Genomic DNA, 16,003 nt, shown 5'->3' with positions numbered 1-16,003 from the left:
TTTCCTACTTCCCCAAGGACTTTCATCATGAAAAAATCCGCAATGACCCTTCTCTCCACCGGCGTCGCCGTGGCCCTCAGCCTCACCGCCTGCGGCGGCTCGGCCTCCTCCACGTCAAGCGGAGCCGGAAGCAACGAACTCGAAGGCCTCACCGGCGTGTTCGGTGCCAAGGACTTCTCCGAGCAGTTCATCCTGTCCCACATCACCAGCCAGGTCCTGAACGCCCACGGCGCAGACACCACCACCAACACCAGCGTGGTGGGCTCGGCCAACGTCCGCACGGCTTTCGAGACCGGCCAGTTCGCCGGCTACTGGGAGTACACCGGAACGTCCTGGATCACCTACAACAAGCAGACCACGCCTATCAAGGACAAAACGGAGATGTTCAAGGCCGTGAAGGATGCCGATGCCAAGAAGGGCATTGCCTGGCTGGACCCCGCACCGCTGAACAACACCTACGCATTCGCCGTTCGCGAGGATAAGGCCAAGGAACTCGGCATCAAGAGCCTCTCGGACGTGGCCAAGCTTCCCGCCAGCGAGCAGACCTTCTGCGTGGAGAGTGAGTTTTCAACCCGCGACGACGGCTGGCCGGGACTGCGCAAAGAGTACGGTCTGAGCCCCGACGCCAAGGTCTCCATGCTTGACACCGGCGTCATCTACACCGCCACCCAGAAGGGCCAGGACTGCAACTTCGGCGAAGTCTTCGAAACGGACGGCCGCATTCCCGCGCTGAAGCTTCAGGTCATGGAAGACGACAAGAACTTCTTCCCGATTTACCAAGGTGCCCTCACTGTCAAGGCCGACATCCTCGCCAAGTACCCGGCCATCACGGACATTATGGCCAAGGTCTCCCCGAAGCTCACCACCGAGGTCATGCAGCAGCTGAACGCCAAGGCTGACGTGGATGGCGAAGACCCGGAAGACATTGCCAAGGAATGGCTCGAATCCGAAGGACTGATCTGAAAATGACTGAACAGCTTCAAATCGGCGAGTCCTTCATTGGGGACGGCGTCAACGCAGCGCACGTCAACACCGTACTGGGACACCGGAGCGGCCCCGCTGGAACCGCGTGGGCCACGGCTTTGGCATCACCGAGTGCCGGCCACGTTCCGTTCGTCGCCGTCCTCCGGCCCTCGCTTCCCGTGAAGCCGCTGACGCTCTTCGTCACCAAGGCGGCGCCGTCCAACGACCAGCACGGCAACCTCATTTGGGGTGCAGCGCAGGCCGGCATCGCCGCAGGCGTGGCAGACGCTGTGGCCGACGGCATCCTCACGGACGAACAGGCCGATTCGCACGCGCTGATCGCCGCGGTGTGGGTGAACCCCAACGCCGACGACGACGACGCCGTCTACCGCAATAACCGTGAGTCAGTCCGGACTGCTTTGGAGAACGGGGTCAAGAACCTTCCCTCCACGGCAGAAGTGATCGAGGCACGCAACTCCCCGTCCAACCCCTTCTTCACCCCGCGAGGCTGACAGCAATGAAGATCACCGCAATCCGGCTGACCCGCATGGTCCTGCCCCTGGACCCGCCGTTCAACGCTGCTTGGGATCCTGAACCCCGCACATCATTCCCGGCAACTTTGGTGGAGGTGGAAACTGACGAAGGCATCACCGGCGTAGGCTCCGGCGACACGATGGATGGCTTCGAGGCCTATGAGCACCTGTTCATCGGGACCGACCCTATGGCCATCCTCAACCAGGTCCGCAGGATCGAAACCATCAACTTCCACGGCGGCCGCTACTGGCCACTCGAAGCGGCGCTGTGGGACATCATCGGCAAAGTTGCCGGACTCCCGGTAGCTACTCTCTTCGGCGGAGCCCAGGATCGCCTGGTGGCCTACGCTTCCTCCGGCGAACTGAAGGCGCCCGCAGCGAGGGCCGAGTCTGCACTCGCGGCGAAGGAGCGCGGCTTCAAAGCCATGAAGATCCGTATTTCCCGGGACCACCTGGACCAAGGCGTGGAGTCCGTCCGCGCTGCCAGGGAAGCCGTGGGCAAAGACTTCGACCTGATGGTGGACCTCAACCAGATGTGGCGCATGAGCGGCGACATCGAACCGGCCCTGGAACTTGCCAAAGTCCACCGACTCGCAGCCCAGCTGGCTGAACTGGATGTCCGCTGGCTCGAGGAACCACTTCCGCAGGCCGATATCAAGGGCGCACAGCGCGTGCGTGAGCAGACCGGCATCCAGGTCTCGGGAGGCGAGATGGTCCGCAGCATGCCGGAAATGATGGCCCTCATCGAAGCCGACGCCTACGACATCTACCAGCCCGACGTCGCCCTGGCAGTTGGCATGTACCGCGCCCGCCAAGTGGCCGAAACGGCAAACCTGAAGCACCGCTTCTTCACACCGCACACGTGGAGCAATGGTTTGGGCTTGCTGGCCAACCTGCACGTAGCCGCAGGCGTGGACGCGGGGCCATACTTGGAATTCCCCTATGACCCGCCGGGCTGGACCCCCGAGCGCCGCGACTTCTTCATGGAGCCCCTGGACATCGACGACGACGGTGCACTCCGCGTGCCCGACCTTCCGGGCCTGGGCGCCGTCATCGACTACGACGCCGTCAAGAAGTACTCGGTCTAAGGAGCCCGCCATGGCAACAACGAAGAACGACTGGATCGAGCGGGCGGCAGCCCAGCAGCCAGCCACGGGACTGTATATCGACGGCGGATTCCGCTCCGCGCGCAGCGGTGAAACATTCCCCACTGTCTCGCCGAGAGACGGCTCCATCACGGCTCACGTGGCGGCAGCGGGGGATCAGGACGTGGACGATGCCGTCCGGTCCGCGCACCGTACTTTCGAAAGCGGCGTGTGGTCGAGGACCGATCGCCGCCACCGGCAAACAGTCCTGACCAGGCTCTCGGACCTGATCCTGGAAAACCTCGAGGAACTCGCGCTCCTGGAGTCCACGGATGCCGGGCACCCCATCAGCGACGCACTCGCCGTTGACGTGCCCAGCTGCGCACGGACCTTCCGCTGGTACGCGGAAGCTCTGGACAAGGTCTACGACGACGTCGCACCCACTCCGCGCAACGCCCTCGCGGTCATTTCCCGCGAGGCACTCGGTGTGATCGGCGCAGTGGTTCCGTGGAACTATCCACTGATCATCACTGCCTGGAAAGTAGCTCCCGCCCTCGCCGCCGGAAACTCCGTGGTCCTCAAGCCCTCGGAGCAGACCAGCCTGACTGCGTTGCGCCTGGCCGAACTCGCCACTGAGGCGGGCGTGCCGGATGGCGTATTCAACGTCGTCCCCGGCCTCGGCCACGTTGCGGGTGCTGCCTTGGGGCGGCATGACCTCGTGGACAAGATCACCTTCACGGGCTCACCGGAGGTTGGGCGGTACTTCCAACGCTACGCCTCCGAATCCAATGGCAAGCAGGTGGCGCTGGAGCTCGGTGGCAAGTCGCCGCAGGTGGTTCTTCACGACGTCGGAGACATCGCAGCCTGCGCTTCGGCTGTGGCCTGGGGGATCTTCTACAACGCCGGGCAGACCTGCCACGGAGGTTCCCGACTCCTGGTGGACGAACGCGTCCACGACGAATTGATCGAAGAAGTCATCAAGGTGGGGCGCTCGCTGCAGCTCGGCGACCCGCTGGATCCTGCCACCCAGATCGGGGCGATTATTGATGACCGGCAGCTTGAGAGCATCCTCGGCTACTACGCCGTCGCAGAAGGCGAGGGCATCGCGGTGGCCAGCGGCGGCACCCAAGTCCACCCTGCCGGCGTCGAACATGGCTACTACCTGGAACCCACGGTCCTGGACCGGGTCAACAACGCCGGCCGCATCGGCCAGGAAGAGATCTTCGGGCCGGTACTGGCAGTATCGACGTTCCGTGGCGCTGCGGAGGGCATCCGGATGGCCAACGACACCAAGTACGGGCTGGCTGCCAGCGTGTGGACGCAGGACATCACCAAGGCGCACACAGCCGCGCGTGAACTCCGCGCCGGCACCGTCTGGGTGAACACCTTCGACGTCGCGGACATCATTACGCCCTTTGGCGGTTTTAAGGAATCCGGGTTCGGCAGGGACCGTTCCCTGCACGCCCTGGACGCCTACTCCGCACTGAAAACAACCTGGATCAACCTGGGCGACGCTGCCCTGGACGACTGAACCACCCAGCCTGAATTGAGACTCGATATGACTGCAACAACGCACGTTTCCGCCACGGAAACACAACCCCTCACGCCCGGAACCGCCCGCATCGGCTTCATCGGCCTCGGCAACATGGGCTCGGGCATGACGCGCAACCTCCAAGCCGCGGGCTTTCACCTGGTGGTCAACGATGTCCGCAAGGAATCCGCGGCCGCACTCCTAGCGAACGGAGCAGAGTGGGCGGAGGACGCAGCGGCAGTCGCCGCCGGCTCCGACGTCGTCATCACCATGCTCCCCACGCCCAAGCACGTGGAGACGGTGGCCATGGGGCCCGGCGGCATCCTTGCCGGGATGCCCCACGGCGGCACCTGGGTGGACATGTCCACCTCGGTTCCGGAGGTGGCCAACAGGGTTCGCGAGGCGGGCTCAGTCCGCGGCATCCGCGTCCTTGACGCACCCGTCAGCGGCATGTCCGTCGGCGCTGCGAACGGCATGCTGCAGATCTTCGTCGGTGGCGAGCCTGCCGACGTCGAAAGTCTTCGTCCCGTGTTCGAAGCTATGGGCGATCCTGAACGGATACTGCACGTGGGCGGCCATGGCGCCGGCTACGCGGTGAAGCTCATGATCAACCAGCTGTGGTTCTCGCACCTGGTGGCCACCGCGGAGGTCCTGAGCACAGGCGTCAAGGCGGGTGTGGACCTGGAAGTCCTGAGGCAGGCGCTGATCGCCAGCCCGGCGAACTCCAACTTCGTCCAAAACGATGTCCTGTCCATCCTCAACCACGGCGACTACGACGAAGGCTTCGCGATCGCCTTGGCCTGCAAAGACCTTGGCTTGTCCGTGGACCTGGCCCGTTCCGTTGGAGTTCCCATGGAGTTGTCCGGCTTGGTTGAGCAGCTCTACCGCCGGGCCAAGGCTCTTTACGGCGACAAGGCCGGGGAGATGACCCCGGTAAAACTTTACGAAGACGCTATCGGCATGCAGTTGCGGACGCCCGTGCAGGCCTCCGGCAGCGCCACGGAAGGAGCTTGACCATCATGCAGACACGTATGCAGATCCACGCTGAACTGGCCTCCACGGAGCTGACGCTGGATCCGAAGCCCACCGCCTACTTTGGGCGGGGCCGCGTGGTTGAGATTGGAGGGATTGTCGCTGCCCTCGGCGCGAAATCCGCCCTGATTGTCACGGACCCTTTCCTTGCCACCACAGACGTCGTAGCGGCCGTGCGGGAGTCCCTGGAAGCAGCCGGGCTCTCCGTCAGCGTGTTTGACGGCGTCACGCCCAACCCGACCACCACGTGCGTGGATGCGGGTTCGGACCAGGCCGCGGCATCCGGAGTCGATGTACTGGTGCCTGTTGGCGGGGGATCGTCCATGGACGCAGCAAAGGGCATCTCGCTGGGTGCCGTGAACCCGGCCCGGGGAGCGGGACTGGACTACAGCAACCACTTTGAGAACCCGGCGCTGCCTATTGTTGCCGTGCCCACGACTGCCGGCACCGGTGCCGAGGTCAATGCTTTCGGGGTGGTCACGGATGTGGAAGCGCACCGCAAGTTCTATGTCGGCCACGAATCGGCGCTACCCAAGGCCGCGGTCCTGGATCCTGAGCTGACCCTTGGGCTCCCGCCGAAGGCTACCGCGGCCACCGGTATGGATGCGCTCACGCACGCCATTGAGTCCTACTTGTCTATCCGGCAGAACCCGTACTCGGACGGCATTGCCCTTCAGGTGGTCTCTATGGTGGCCGAGTTCCTGCCCCGCGCAGTGGCCGACGGCAGTGACATCGAGGCGCGTTCGCAGCTGCTCCTGGCCTCACACATTGCGGGCGTTGGCTTCTCCCACACCGGTCTGGGCCTGGTGCACGCCATCGCCCACCCGCTGGGCGGCCGTTTCAACATCCCGCATGGCCTGGCGCTGTGCCTGGTGATCGAGGACGTCCTTCGCCTCAACCTCCGCAACCGGCTTGACCGGACCGCGCGGCTCGCCTTCGCGCTGGGTGTCGGAGACACTGCGGCCACGGTCGAACAGAACGCGGATGCCGCCGTCGAGGCTGTTGCCACGCTGGCGCGGGAGGTGGGCATGACAGCCCGACTTACCGACTTCGGCGTGACTGAAGCCGACCTCGACTCCCTCGTGGAGGACACCTTGGCGGACTCGGTCATCAACAACACCCCGGTGCCGCCCACCGCCGTCGAAATCCGCACGATCCTCGAGAAAGCGCTCTAAGTGGAAAACACCTTGACTTTTGATACGGCCGCCCTGACAGGCGCCGAGCGGGCGTTCGTTGAGTCCCTGCCCACACAGCTTTACATCGACGGCCAGTGGAGAGACGCGTCCGACTGCGGGACGTCCGTTGTTGAGGACCCCTCCACGGGCGGTGTGCTCACCAGGATCGCTGACGCGACTCCCGCTGACGGCCACCGTGCGTTGGAAGCTGCGGCCCGGGTCCAGGACTCCTGGGCGGCAACCCCGCCGCGCGAACGAGGAGAAATCCTCCGCAGGGCGTTCGAGCTGGTCACGGCCCGGGCCGAGGACTTCGCACTGGCGATGACCCTCGAGATGGGTAAGCCATTGGCCGAGTCCCGGGGCGAAGTGGCGTACGGTGCCGAGTTCCTGCGCTGGTTTTCCGAGGAAGCAGTGCGGGTTTCGGGACGCTACTCCACGGCACCGGACGGCAAGTCCCGTCTTCTCGTGACCAAGCGGCCCGTGGGTCCGTGCCTGTTCATCACGCCGTGGAACTTCCCCTTGGCCATGGCCACGCGGAAGATCGCCCCGGCCATTGCCGCCGGCTGCACCATGGTCCTCAAACCGGCCAACCTTACTCCGTTGACGGCCTTGTTGTTCACTCGGGTCCTGGAGGAAGCAGGCCTTCCGGCGGGCGTCCTGAACGTCATTCCCACCACCCGCCCGGGCGACGTCACGGGGCCGCTCATCCGGGACAGTCGCCTCCGGAAGCTCTCGTTCACCGGATCAACCGGCGTGGGGCAGCAGCTCATCGCTGACTCTGCGCATCAAGTGCTCCGGACTTCCATGGAACTGGGCGGCAACGCGCCGTTCCTGGTCTTCGAGGATGCGGACCTGGATGCAGCGATTGATGGCGCCATGGTGGCCAAGCTCCGGAACATGGGGGAGGCCTGCACAGCGGCGAACCGGTTCATTGTCCACGAATCGCTGGCGTCAGAGTTCAGCCATCGGTTGGCGGAACGCATGTCCTCCCTCCGGCTCGGACGCGGGTCCGCGGATGGCACCAACATCGGGCCGCTCATTGATGCCAAGAGTCGCGCGAAGGTGGACGAACTGGTGACTGATGCCGTTGACGGCGGCGCGACAGTTTTGACTGGTGGGGCTCCAGCGGACGGGGAGGGCTACTTCTACCCGCCCACCGTGCTGACGAACGTTCCCGCCTCAGCCCGGATCCTGCATGAGGAGGTGTTCGGTCCTGTGGCACCCGTGGTCAGTTTCTCTACTGAGGATGAAGCGGTCGCTTTGGCGAACGACACCGAGTACGGTCTGGTGGCCTACGCCTACACGCGGGACCTCAACCGCGGTATCCGGCTGTCCGAGAAAGTGGACGTGGGCATGTTCGGACTCAACACAGGCATCGTGTCCAACCCGGCGGCGCCGTTTGGCGGTGTGAAGCAATCCGGCCTTGGCCGCGAAGGTGGCACCGAGGGCATTGAGGAGTTCCTGGAGACCCGCTACATCGGTATCGCGGACCCCTCCTGATGCTTCGTTTACTTGTGACGGGCGGCACCAGCGGGATCGGTGCCGCCCTGGTCAGGGAGTCCTTGCGGGCCGGGCATTCGGTGTTCACCACGGGCCGTGACCCTGTGAAACTCGCAGCGTTCCTTGAGACATGCTCCGGCCTGGGTCATGTTGGTGGTGTGGTGGCAGATGCCGGCGACTGGGAGCAGACCCGGGATGCCGTTTCCGCAGCGCATGAGTTCCTTGGCGGCATCGACGTCGCCGTGGCAAACGCCGGGTTCTCCGCGGCCGGTGATCTCTCCGACGGCGACCCGGACCAATGGCGGCACATGGTCCTCACCAACGTCTACGGCCCCGCAATCCTGGCCAAGGCCGCCCTGCCGCAACTCCTGGAGAACCGTGGACACATGGTACTGATCGGCAGCACGGCAGGGAGGAAGGTATATCCCGGAAATCTGTACACCGCCACCAAATGGGCCGTGACCGGGTATGCGGAGTCACTTCGCCAACAGTTGGTGGGGACAGGAGTGCGGGTGCTCCACATCGCGCCGGGCCATGTAGACACCCCGCTGTGGAAAGAAGCACCGGATGCTCTCATCCCGCCCGAGTCCGTGGCTGGGACCATGCTGTGGGCTCTGACCCAGCCACCCGGCGTCGACGTTTCAGAAGTCATGGTCCGGGCGACCGGCCAGGCGTTCTAGCCCCGCCTCAGGTCGCGCCTTTTTCCCTCAACGGGCGTAAAATTGCCTCACTGATTGGCACTCGCTTTTTCTCTCTCCGGTAAGAAAGGAGGTGGAAAACATGGGACGCAGAATGGAAGGCTTCGTCCATGTGACCGAGCGGCTGCAGTCCGTTTTTGGACCGGCAACCCACGGCGATACGGACGGCCCTGTGGTGCACAAGCACGATGATTTCGAGACCGCTTCCGAGGCGGATCTGAAGAACTTCGACGTCGAGACCGACTCTGAGGGCCATCACTACGCAGTCCGGAACAATGATCCCGGGCCAACCAGCACCGACTACAGCCTTTAAAAAGGCGTGAGATGCCGAAGGGCCGGACCGCGAACTCCGGCCCTTCCTTACGTGAAGACCGGCACGGCGCCTTGACCCTGATTCCCTTACCGTGCCACTGTTGAGCAACTAATCAGCATGCTTATTATGTGAGTAGTACGTTAAATGCTGGTCTACAGAGGGGGCCTTCCATGAGTTTCCAAGATGATGCAGCAAGCGTACCGAACAGCTCCGCCCGTCCGGATCGAGGTAGTTCCGAGCGCCGGAAACCAGTAACCCCTACGCCCTCGTCAGGCCACGACAGGCCAACCCGCACCGCCGCCCTGTGGGTGGCAGTAGCCGTTGGTTTGGTGGTCCTGGTGATGCTCATCGTGTTCTTCGTCCAAAACCAGGACATGATCACGGTCCGGTTCTTTGGGCTGGAGGGGACGCTCGCACTCGGCACCACGCTGTTCATAGCGGCTGTAGGTGGCGGCGTGCTGGTGGCGCTCGCAGGAGGCGCCCGCATCCTTCAGCTGAGGATGAGCAACCACCGCCGCAAAAAGGCCGTTGGTGGGCCGGGCGTGGCCCCTTAGACCTGTTAATTGCGGAAGGACCGGAGCGCTTGCTCCGGTCCTTCCGCAATTTAATCCCGACGGCGGCACTCCCTGACGATGTTAAGTCCGCCGGGGTGTTGTGTCGTCTTAGCCTTCGCAGTCAGTGCAGTAGGCGACGCCATCTTTTTCGCGTGCGATCTGCGAGCGGTGGCGGACCAGGAAGCAGGAGTGACAAGTGAACTCGTCGTTTGCCTGCGGAATGACCTGGATGACCAGTTCTTCGGCGACGATTTCGCCGCCGGGGCCGTTGGCATCGAGGCCATCGGTTTCGTCCAGTTCAAGCACGACACTCTTGGCCGTGGGAGCGCTGGCGGACTGGAGAGCCTGGAGGGACTGCTCCTGGTTCTCTTTTACATCGGTACGGAGTTCGTCGTAATCGGCTGCCACTTTTTAATGCCTCTTCGTGTTAGGGGGTTACCGGGTATGCAACGTACAGCATGCCACGAAAATTCCATACCATACCCCAGTTCTACAGCTTGTGGCGAAAACCACGTGGGTGGCGGCCAAAAAAATCCGCCACCCACGGTCATTTCGCCTCTGTGTTACCGAAGTTCTATGTCCAGAGATTGGAAGTCGTCGGCCGCGTGTCGACCTACAAGCAGGCGGAACGTGCCCTGCTCAAACTGCCACCCGCCGTCGTAATGTGCAAACGCTTTGGCCGGGATGCGTATTTCCACACTCTCGGTGCCAGCGGGGGCGAGGTGCGCTCCCGCATAGCCAGCGAGCCAGCGGACCGGGCGTTCAACCGCGGATTCAGTGCGCTCGACGTAGACCTGCACCACTTCGCGGCCAGTGCGTGTGCCGGTGTTCTTGACCGGCACATGGACCACAAGATCCTTTCCTGCGGTCACCGCCTGGGGTGCGTGGGCTTTGCCGAATTCAAACGTTGTGTAGCCGAGCCCGAAGCCGAACGGCAGGGCAGGGGCTGCACCGCCTTCGGCTTGCTGCTTCAGCCAAGCACGGTAGCCGATGTGGATTCCCTCGGAGTAGACCACTTTGCCGTCCGTGGGCGTGGTGTTGAGGACGGGAACATCTTCCAGTGCGGAAGGCCAGGTGGTTGGAAGTCGTCCACCCGGTTCCTCGACACCCAGCAGGATGTCTGCGACGGCGCTGCCGAACTCCTGGCCGCCGAACCAGCCCAGCAGGACCGCGTCAACCGTGTCCAGCCACGGCATCAGCACAGGCGAGCCCGAGTTCACAACAACCACCGTGCGGGGGTTGGCCGCCGCGACGGCCTTCACCAGCTGGTTCTGGTACCCGGGGAGATCCAGATCCTTGCGGTCGAATCCTTCAGACTCGATGGCCGCGTTGGTGCCCACAACAACGACGGCGACGTCGGAGGCCCGTGCGGCTTCCACAGCCGCGTCAATCTCGGCCTGCGGTTCCGCAACCACCGTTTCCTCGCCCAGCAGGATGGCGGTGAAAGGAATGACCTGTTCCTTGGGCAACTGGTACTCGGCCTCGATCCGAATGCTCTGGCCGGCCGTGGTGTCGATTGCATGGACGGTCTTGGGCGGATCGAACAGGGCAGCGCCCAGGACTTCGGTGTCGTCCTCAAGTTCGCTGTTGAAGACTTCCGTACCATCCAGGACAAAGCGGATCCGGCCCACGGTGCCGACGCCCAGGTGGTGGACGCCTGCTGTTTCGGCAGTCCAGTCCGCTTCCATACGGATGGAGGCCGCGCCGTCGGGAATTCCAATGCCGAACCAAATCAGGTGCGACGCCAAGCGGTCTTCGCCTGAGATCTCGGTGCCGTCTTCCGCCAGGAAAGTCACGCGGATTCCAGGCACATTGGAGACCGGGTTGTGCAGTGACGTTCGGGGGAACGCCTGGATACCCTCGGCAACCTTGGCGCCGCGCGCGTAGGTGACCTTGACGCCCTCGGGCAGTGCCTTCCGCAGCCCTTCCAGCGGTGAGACCGTGTACTTAGGCATCACTGTGGCGCTGCCGCCGCCTTGGGTGCGGGCTTCGTCGGCGTTGTGGCCGATCACAGCCACGCTGCCCAGCGCCTTGGCATCCAGCGGGAGGAGGCCCTTGTTGCGGACCAGCACGGCGCCGCGGACGGCAACTTCACGCGCGACGGCGGCACCGTTCAGTTCGGTGGGGAGGTGGGTCACTGCTGGTTCGAAACCTTCGAGTGAGCCCACTCTGGCAGCGAGCCGCAGGATACGGGTGACCTTCTCAAGGATTGCTTCGCGGCTGACGCGTCCTTCGTTGACGGCCGCGAGGAGCTTGGGTCCCCAGTGGCCTACCGGGCCGGGCATTTCGAGATCCTGATGGGCGTTGGCCGCGTCGATCGAGCGGACGCCGGTCCAGTCGGATACCACGACGCCGTCGAAGCCCCATTCAGTGGTCAGCGGGGTTTCCAGCAGCTTGTTCTCGCTGGCCGTGGTGCCGTTGATGGAGTTGTAAGAGCTCATCACCAGCCAGGCGCGGGCCTCGGTGATGGCGTCCTCGAAGGCTGCCAGGTAGAGCTCCCTCAGGGGGCGTTCGTCCACCACGGAGTCCGCGGTGAAACGCTCGGTTTCGGCTTCGTTGGCCAGGTAGTGCTTGGGCGTTGCACCAACACCCATGGACTGGACGCCGGCCACATATCCTGCGGCCATGGTAGCTGTGAGGCGCGGGTCCTCGCTCATGCACTCGAAGTGGCGGCCGCCCAGCGGGGAGCGGTGGAGATTGATGGTGGGCCCCAGGACGGCGTGGACGCCCTTGCGGCGGGCTTCTTGGCCCAGGACCTGGCCGTAGCGGCGCGCCGTTTCGACGCTCCAGGTCGCGGACAAAGCCGAGGACGACGGTAAGGAGACTGAGTCGTGGCGCTCATCAAAATCTTCACCGCGGACGCCGGCCGGACCATCGGACATGACCACACGGGACAGGCCGATCTCCGGAATGGCGTGCGTGGACCAAACGTCCGCACCCGTCAGCAGTTGAACCTGCTGTTCGAGAGTCAGGCTTTGGGCGAGGTCGCGGATCTCGGCTTCCGCATCCTGAGTTCCTGCTGATGGGGCCGTGACGGCGGCTGAGACTGTGGGATTCATTACTTGACTCCTTTGATACGGGTGACGAGGAGGGCTCCGATGATGCCGACAACGGCACCGCCGAGGAACAACGCGGGGTAGCCACCCAGGGCGATCACAGGGAAGGCGATAGCAGGCACCAGGGACTGAGGGAGGGCCTGGGCGATGTTGAAGACACCGAAGGTCTTGGCATTTTCTGACTGGTCGCTGGGCAGGAGGTCCGTAATGAGGGCTACGTCCACGGCGCTGAAGACTCCGAGGCCTAAGCCCAGGATCCCTTGGCCAACCAGCACCTGACCTGTGTTGGTGCTGGTAGCGATGACGACCAGGCCGCCCATCATGATCAGGGCGGAGATGATGACCATACTCTTGCGCTTACCAAGGCGATCGCTGATCCAGCCACCTGCGAGGCTGGTGATCACGGTGCCGGCTGAGCTCACCAAGGTTGCTTGGAACACCAAACTGGTGACCTGCGTTTCGGCGACGTGGAGGTGGTCCGTGAAGAAGTACGGCAGGTAGAGAAGGCCGGCGCAGTAGCCCACGTAGACCAGGAATTTGGTGACCCAAGCCCACCCCAGGCCCGGGTAATCCTTGGGGTTGAAGTAGAAGGAACCCAGGATCTCCTTGAAGTTCAGCGGTGCCGGTTTCTCGGTGAGGACGCGGTCCTTGAAGGTGAAGGCAAAGGCAATGGCTATCGCCGTGCCCACGATCCCCGGGACTACCGCCATCTGCAAGGCGGTTTCGAACATCTGTGCAAAGAAGGCCGCTGCAACAAGGCCGATGGGCAACGTCATGCCGATCAGCCCGGAAAGGCGTCCGCGCTCCATTGGGCCGGCTTGGTCGGGAAGGGTTGCAACCAGAGCGGCCAAGCCGGCGTTGAAGCCCAGTTGTGCTACAACCCAAGCGATCAGAACCACTCCGACTTCCGTGGCCGAACCCAGCAGGAAGAGCGCTGCAAGGCCCACCAGGGAGCCGCCGACGATCCACGGCTTGCGCATGCCGAATCGTGACGTGGTGCGATCGCTGAGTCGGCCAAAGAACGGGTTGGCGAGCAAGGCAACAGCTGCTCCGACGCCAGCCACGAGGCTGAGTGCTCCAGCGCGCGTGTCCGGTGTGGTGATCTCCGAAATCTTGATGGCAAGGACTACCAATGCGGGGGCAAGGACAGCCATCCAGAGGCCGGCGCTCGCGATGGGCATACCGATGACGTAGGCGCGGGAAGCGGCTTTAGGCGGGGTGCTTCGAAGCCCCGGGCTGACGGTTTCCGCGCCTGCCATCTGCTGATTGAGATTGAGGGCCACATTGCCTCCTGGTGAACGGGTGACCCACCGTTGGGTCTCGAAGAACGACTTTAGCCCTAAAAATCTAGTGTGACTAGGTTTTTGCGTAAAAAGTCGAGTGAAGCTAGGTTTTGGGATGGTGAAATACACTGAACGGATGTCTACGTCGAGTTCGAGGGCCCGGGGCCAGTACGCCAAGGGTGCGGAACGCCGTGAACAGATCATCCAAACGGCAACTGATGTTTTTGCCACTGAAGGCTTTGAAGGAACGGCCCTCAAGCGCGTAGCCGAACTTGTGGGAGTCAAGGAAGCCACGCTCTTCCACTACTTCAAGGGGAAGCAAGAGCTCCTCACTGCCGTGCTGGCGGAACGCGACCGGCGCTCCATTGCAGTCAGCGGCCAGGAGGACGTGGGGCTGAACCTGATGCCGCCTATCGCGGAACGGAACGAGCGCGAGCCCGGCCTCACCACCCTTTACGCAGTGGCATCGGCCACGGCCAACGATCCCGGGCACAACTCCCACAGCTATTTCAAAGAGCGCTACGAGACGGTGGTGCGGGACATTGCCGCTGACATCCAACGGCGCCAGGCCTTAGGGGAGGTGCGCACCGACGTCGACTCCGTGATGCTTGCGCGGCTAACGATTGCCGCGTTCGACGGCCTGCAACTCCAGTGGCTCTACGACAAGTCCGTGGACATGGCGGACGGGCTACGGCAACTCATTGACGTGCTTTTGGCGCCGGCAGCCAAGGAGGCATAGCTACCCCGGGCTCCTCCTCGCTGTGCGAAGGGGCTTGCGACACGTCCTCAACGAATTCGAGTGCCACCAAACTAATGCAGGAAGGACCGGAGCGCTTGCTCCGGTCCTTCCGCTGTTGTGACTTGGTGGCTCTAGCGGCCAGTGCCGCCGTAAACGGTAGCCTCAGCGTCGCCGTCGAGCTCGAACGCATTGTGGATGGCGCGCACGGCATCATCCAAGGCGTCAGCGCTGGTGACCACGGAGATGCGGATTTCCGAGGTGGAGATCATGTCGATGTTGATGCCGGCGTCGGAGAGGGCCTTAAAGAACGTGGCCGAAACGCCCGGGTGCGAACGCATGCCCGCGCCGATGAGGGAGAGCTTGCCAACATGCTCGTTGTATTCGATGCTCTCGAAGCCGATCTGGCCCTCAGCAGCACGCAGGGCGGCAAGGGCGTCGGCACCTTCCACGATGGGAAGGGTGAACGAAATGTCCGTGCGGCCGGTGCCGTGGGTGGACACGTTCTGGACGATCATGTCGATGTTCGAGTGCGCGTCTGCGATCACCTGGAAGATCGCGGCAGCCTTGCCGGGGATGTCCGGAACGCCCACAACGGTGACCTTGGCTTCGGACCGGTCGTGTGCAACGCCGGAGATGATTGGCTGCTCCAAGGCAACTCCCTCTTGAATGTTGAACTTTTCATCGGCGCCGGGGATGACCCAAGTGCCTTCGTGCTGGCTAAATGACGAGCGGACGTGCAGCGGCACGCCGAAGCGGCGGGCGTACTCCACACACCGCAGGTGCAGGATCTTGGCACCGGAAGCGGCCAACTCCAACATTTCCTCGCTGGAGATACGGTCGATCTTCTGGGCGGAGGTCACAACGCGGGGGTCGGCGGTGTAGATGCCGTCCACGTCCGTGTAGATTTCGCAGACATCAGCCTCAAGTGCGGCGGCCAACGCAACAGCGGTGGTGTCCGATCCGCCGCGACCCAAGGTGGTGATCTCGTTGGTGCTGCGGCTCATGCCCTGGAAACCTGCCACGATCGCAATGTGTCCCTTGTCCAGGGCTGTGCGGATGCGGTGGGGGTCGACGTCGATAATCCGGGCCTTGCCGTGGATGCCGTCGGTGATCATGCCGGCCTGGGAGCCGGTGAAGGACTGCGCGGAAGCGCCGAACTTGTTGATGGCCATGGCGAGCAAAGCCATGGAAATTCGCTCGCCGGCGGACAACAGCATGTCCATTTCACGGGCGGGAGCGGAGTCCGTGACCTGACCCGCAAGGTCCAGGAGTTCATCGGTGGTGTCGCCCATCGCGGAGACAACAACCACAACCTCGTTGCCGGCCTTCTGCGCATCCACGACGCGCTGAGCGACCCGTTTGATGCCATCAGCATCTGCAACCGAGGAACCGCCGAACTTCTGAACGATCAGCTGCTTGGTAATCGCAGCCTCGTTGGAGAGCTCTTCGATCTTCACTTCGGTAGTGGGCATAGTCATGCGCGCACCCTCACTGCATCAATAGGGTTCGAACGCGGCATGCCAAATTCCAAATTTGAGCAC

General features: G+C 63.3%; 15 protein-coding genes. 11 read left to right on the top strand and 4 right to left on the bottom strand.

What is annotated here, in order from left to right:
- Positions 1-27 precede the first annotated feature (27 nt).
- The 10 genes from J3A64_RS15015 (at position 28) to J3A64_RS14970 (ending at position 9,384) form a co-directional block, all read left to right on the top strand.
- The gene (locus J3A64_RS15015; protein ID WP_210064714.1) at positions 28-963 is read left to right on the top strand and encodes a glycine betaine ABC transporter substrate-binding protein; all 936 of its coding nucleotides are present in this window, start codon (positions 28-30) and stop codon (positions 961-963) included.
- A gap of 2 nt (positions 964-965) precedes the next feature.
- The gene (gene fae, locus J3A64_RS15010) at positions 966-1,475 is read left to right on the top strand and encodes a formaldehyde-activating enzyme (RefSeq protein ID WP_014920690.1); all 510 of its coding nucleotides are present in this window, start codon (positions 966-968) and stop codon (positions 1,473-1,475) included.
- A 5-nt stretch (positions 1,476-1,480) separates the two neighbouring features.
- Positions 1,481-2,584 carry a mandelate racemase/muconate lactonizing enzyme family protein gene (locus tag J3A64_RS15005; protein WP_011773402.1) on the top strand — a complete coding sequence of 368 codons (1,104 nt, stop codon included), beginning with the start codon at positions 1,481-1,483 and terminating at the stop codon, positions 2,582-2,584.
- Positions 2,585-2,594: 10 nt separating this feature from the next.
- Positions 2,595-4,112 carry an aldehyde dehydrogenase gene (locus tag J3A64_RS15000; protein WP_011773403.1) on the top strand — a complete coding sequence of 506 codons (1,518 nt, stop codon included), beginning with the start codon at positions 2,595-2,597 and terminating at the stop codon, positions 4,110-4,112.
- A 27-nt stretch (positions 4,113-4,139) separates the two neighbouring features.
- Entirely contained in the window at positions 4,140-5,126 is a 987-nt protein-coding gene (locus J3A64_RS14995) for an NAD(P)-dependent oxidoreductase (protein ID WP_210064713.1), read from the top strand.
- Positions 5,127-5,131: 5 nt separating this feature from the next.
- Positions 5,132-6,319 carry an iron-containing alcohol dehydrogenase family protein gene (locus J3A64_RS14990; RefSeq protein WP_210064711.1) on the top strand — a complete coding sequence of 396 codons (1,188 nt, stop codon included), beginning with the start codon at positions 5,132-5,134 and terminating at the stop codon, positions 6,317-6,319.
- Between the two features lie 12 nt (positions 6,320-6,331).
- Positions 6,332-7,819 (top strand): NAD-dependent succinate-semialdehyde dehydrogenase, encoded by a 1,488-nt coding sequence (locus J3A64_RS14985; RefSeq protein WP_286176349.1) that lies wholly within the window; start codon positions 6,332-6,334, stop codon positions 7,817-7,819.
- The gene (locus tag J3A64_RS14980) at positions 7,819-8,499 is read left to right on the top strand and encodes an SDR family oxidoreductase (protein WP_210064707.1); all 681 of its coding nucleotides are present in this window, start codon (positions 7,819-7,821) and stop codon (positions 8,497-8,499) included. The genes J3A64_RS14985 and J3A64_RS14980 overlap by 1 nt, the downstream gene beginning before the upstream one ends.
- A gap of 100 nt (positions 8,500-8,599) precedes the next feature.
- Positions 8,600-8,830, top strand: a complete 231-nt coding sequence (locus J3A64_RS14975) for a hypothetical protein (protein WP_011773408.1) — start codon at positions 8,600-8,602, stop codon at positions 8,828-8,830.
- A gap of 170 nt (positions 8,831-9,000) precedes the next feature.
- Positions 9,001-9,384 carry a lipopolysaccharide assembly LapA domain-containing protein gene (locus J3A64_RS14970; protein WP_011773409.1) on the top strand — a complete coding sequence of 128 codons (384 nt, stop codon included), beginning with the start codon at positions 9,001-9,003 and terminating at the stop codon, positions 9,382-9,384.
- Positions 9,385-9,492: 108 nt separating this feature from the next.
- Here J3A64_RS14970 and J3A64_RS14965 read toward each other — a convergent pair whose 3' ends face one another.
- From J3A64_RS14965 to J3A64_RS14955, 3 genes are all read right to left on the bottom strand, one after another.
- Positions 9,493-9,792 carry a DUF4193 domain-containing protein gene (locus J3A64_RS14965; RefSeq protein WP_011773410.1) on the bottom strand — a complete coding sequence of 100 codons (300 nt, stop codon included), beginning with the start codon at positions 9,790-9,792 and terminating at the stop codon, positions 9,493-9,495.
- A 155-nt stretch (positions 9,793-9,947) separates the two neighbouring features.
- Entirely contained in the window at positions 9,948-12,443 is a 2,496-nt protein-coding gene (locus J3A64_RS14960) for a beta-glucosidase (RefSeq protein WP_210064706.1), read from the bottom strand.
- Positions 12,443-13,723, bottom strand: coding sequence for an MFS transporter (locus J3A64_RS14955; protein WP_286140244.1), 1,281 nt, complete (start codon positions 13,721-13,723; stop codon positions 12,443-12,445). The genes J3A64_RS14960 and J3A64_RS14955 overlap by 1 nt, the downstream gene beginning before the upstream one ends.
- Before the next feature lie 136 nt (positions 13,724-13,859).
- On the opposite strand from J3A64_RS14955, the gene J3A64_RS14950 reads away from it, so the two are divergent.
- Positions 13,860-14,462 (top strand): TetR/AcrR family transcriptional regulator, encoded by a 603-nt coding sequence (locus J3A64_RS14950; RefSeq protein WP_143711600.1) that lies wholly within the window; start codon positions 13,860-13,862, stop codon positions 14,460-14,462.
- A gap of 131 nt (positions 14,463-14,593) precedes the next feature.
- Here J3A64_RS14950 and J3A64_RS14945 read toward each other — a convergent pair whose 3' ends face one another.
- Positions 14,594-15,940, bottom strand: a complete 1,347-nt coding sequence (locus J3A64_RS14945; RefSeq protein WP_011773413.1) for an aspartate kinase — start codon at positions 15,938-15,940, stop codon at positions 14,594-14,596.
- Positions 15,941-16,003: the final 63 nt, after the last annotated feature.

The organism is Pseudarthrobacter sp. PvP004 (assembly GCF_017876035.1).
Lineage (GTDB): Bacteria > Actinomycetota > Actinomycetes > Actinomycetales > Micrococcaceae > Arthrobacter > Arthrobacter aurescens_A.
The sequence above is the reverse complement of the archived record's forward strand: the minus strand, read 5'-3'. Positions and strand labels throughout refer to the sequence as shown.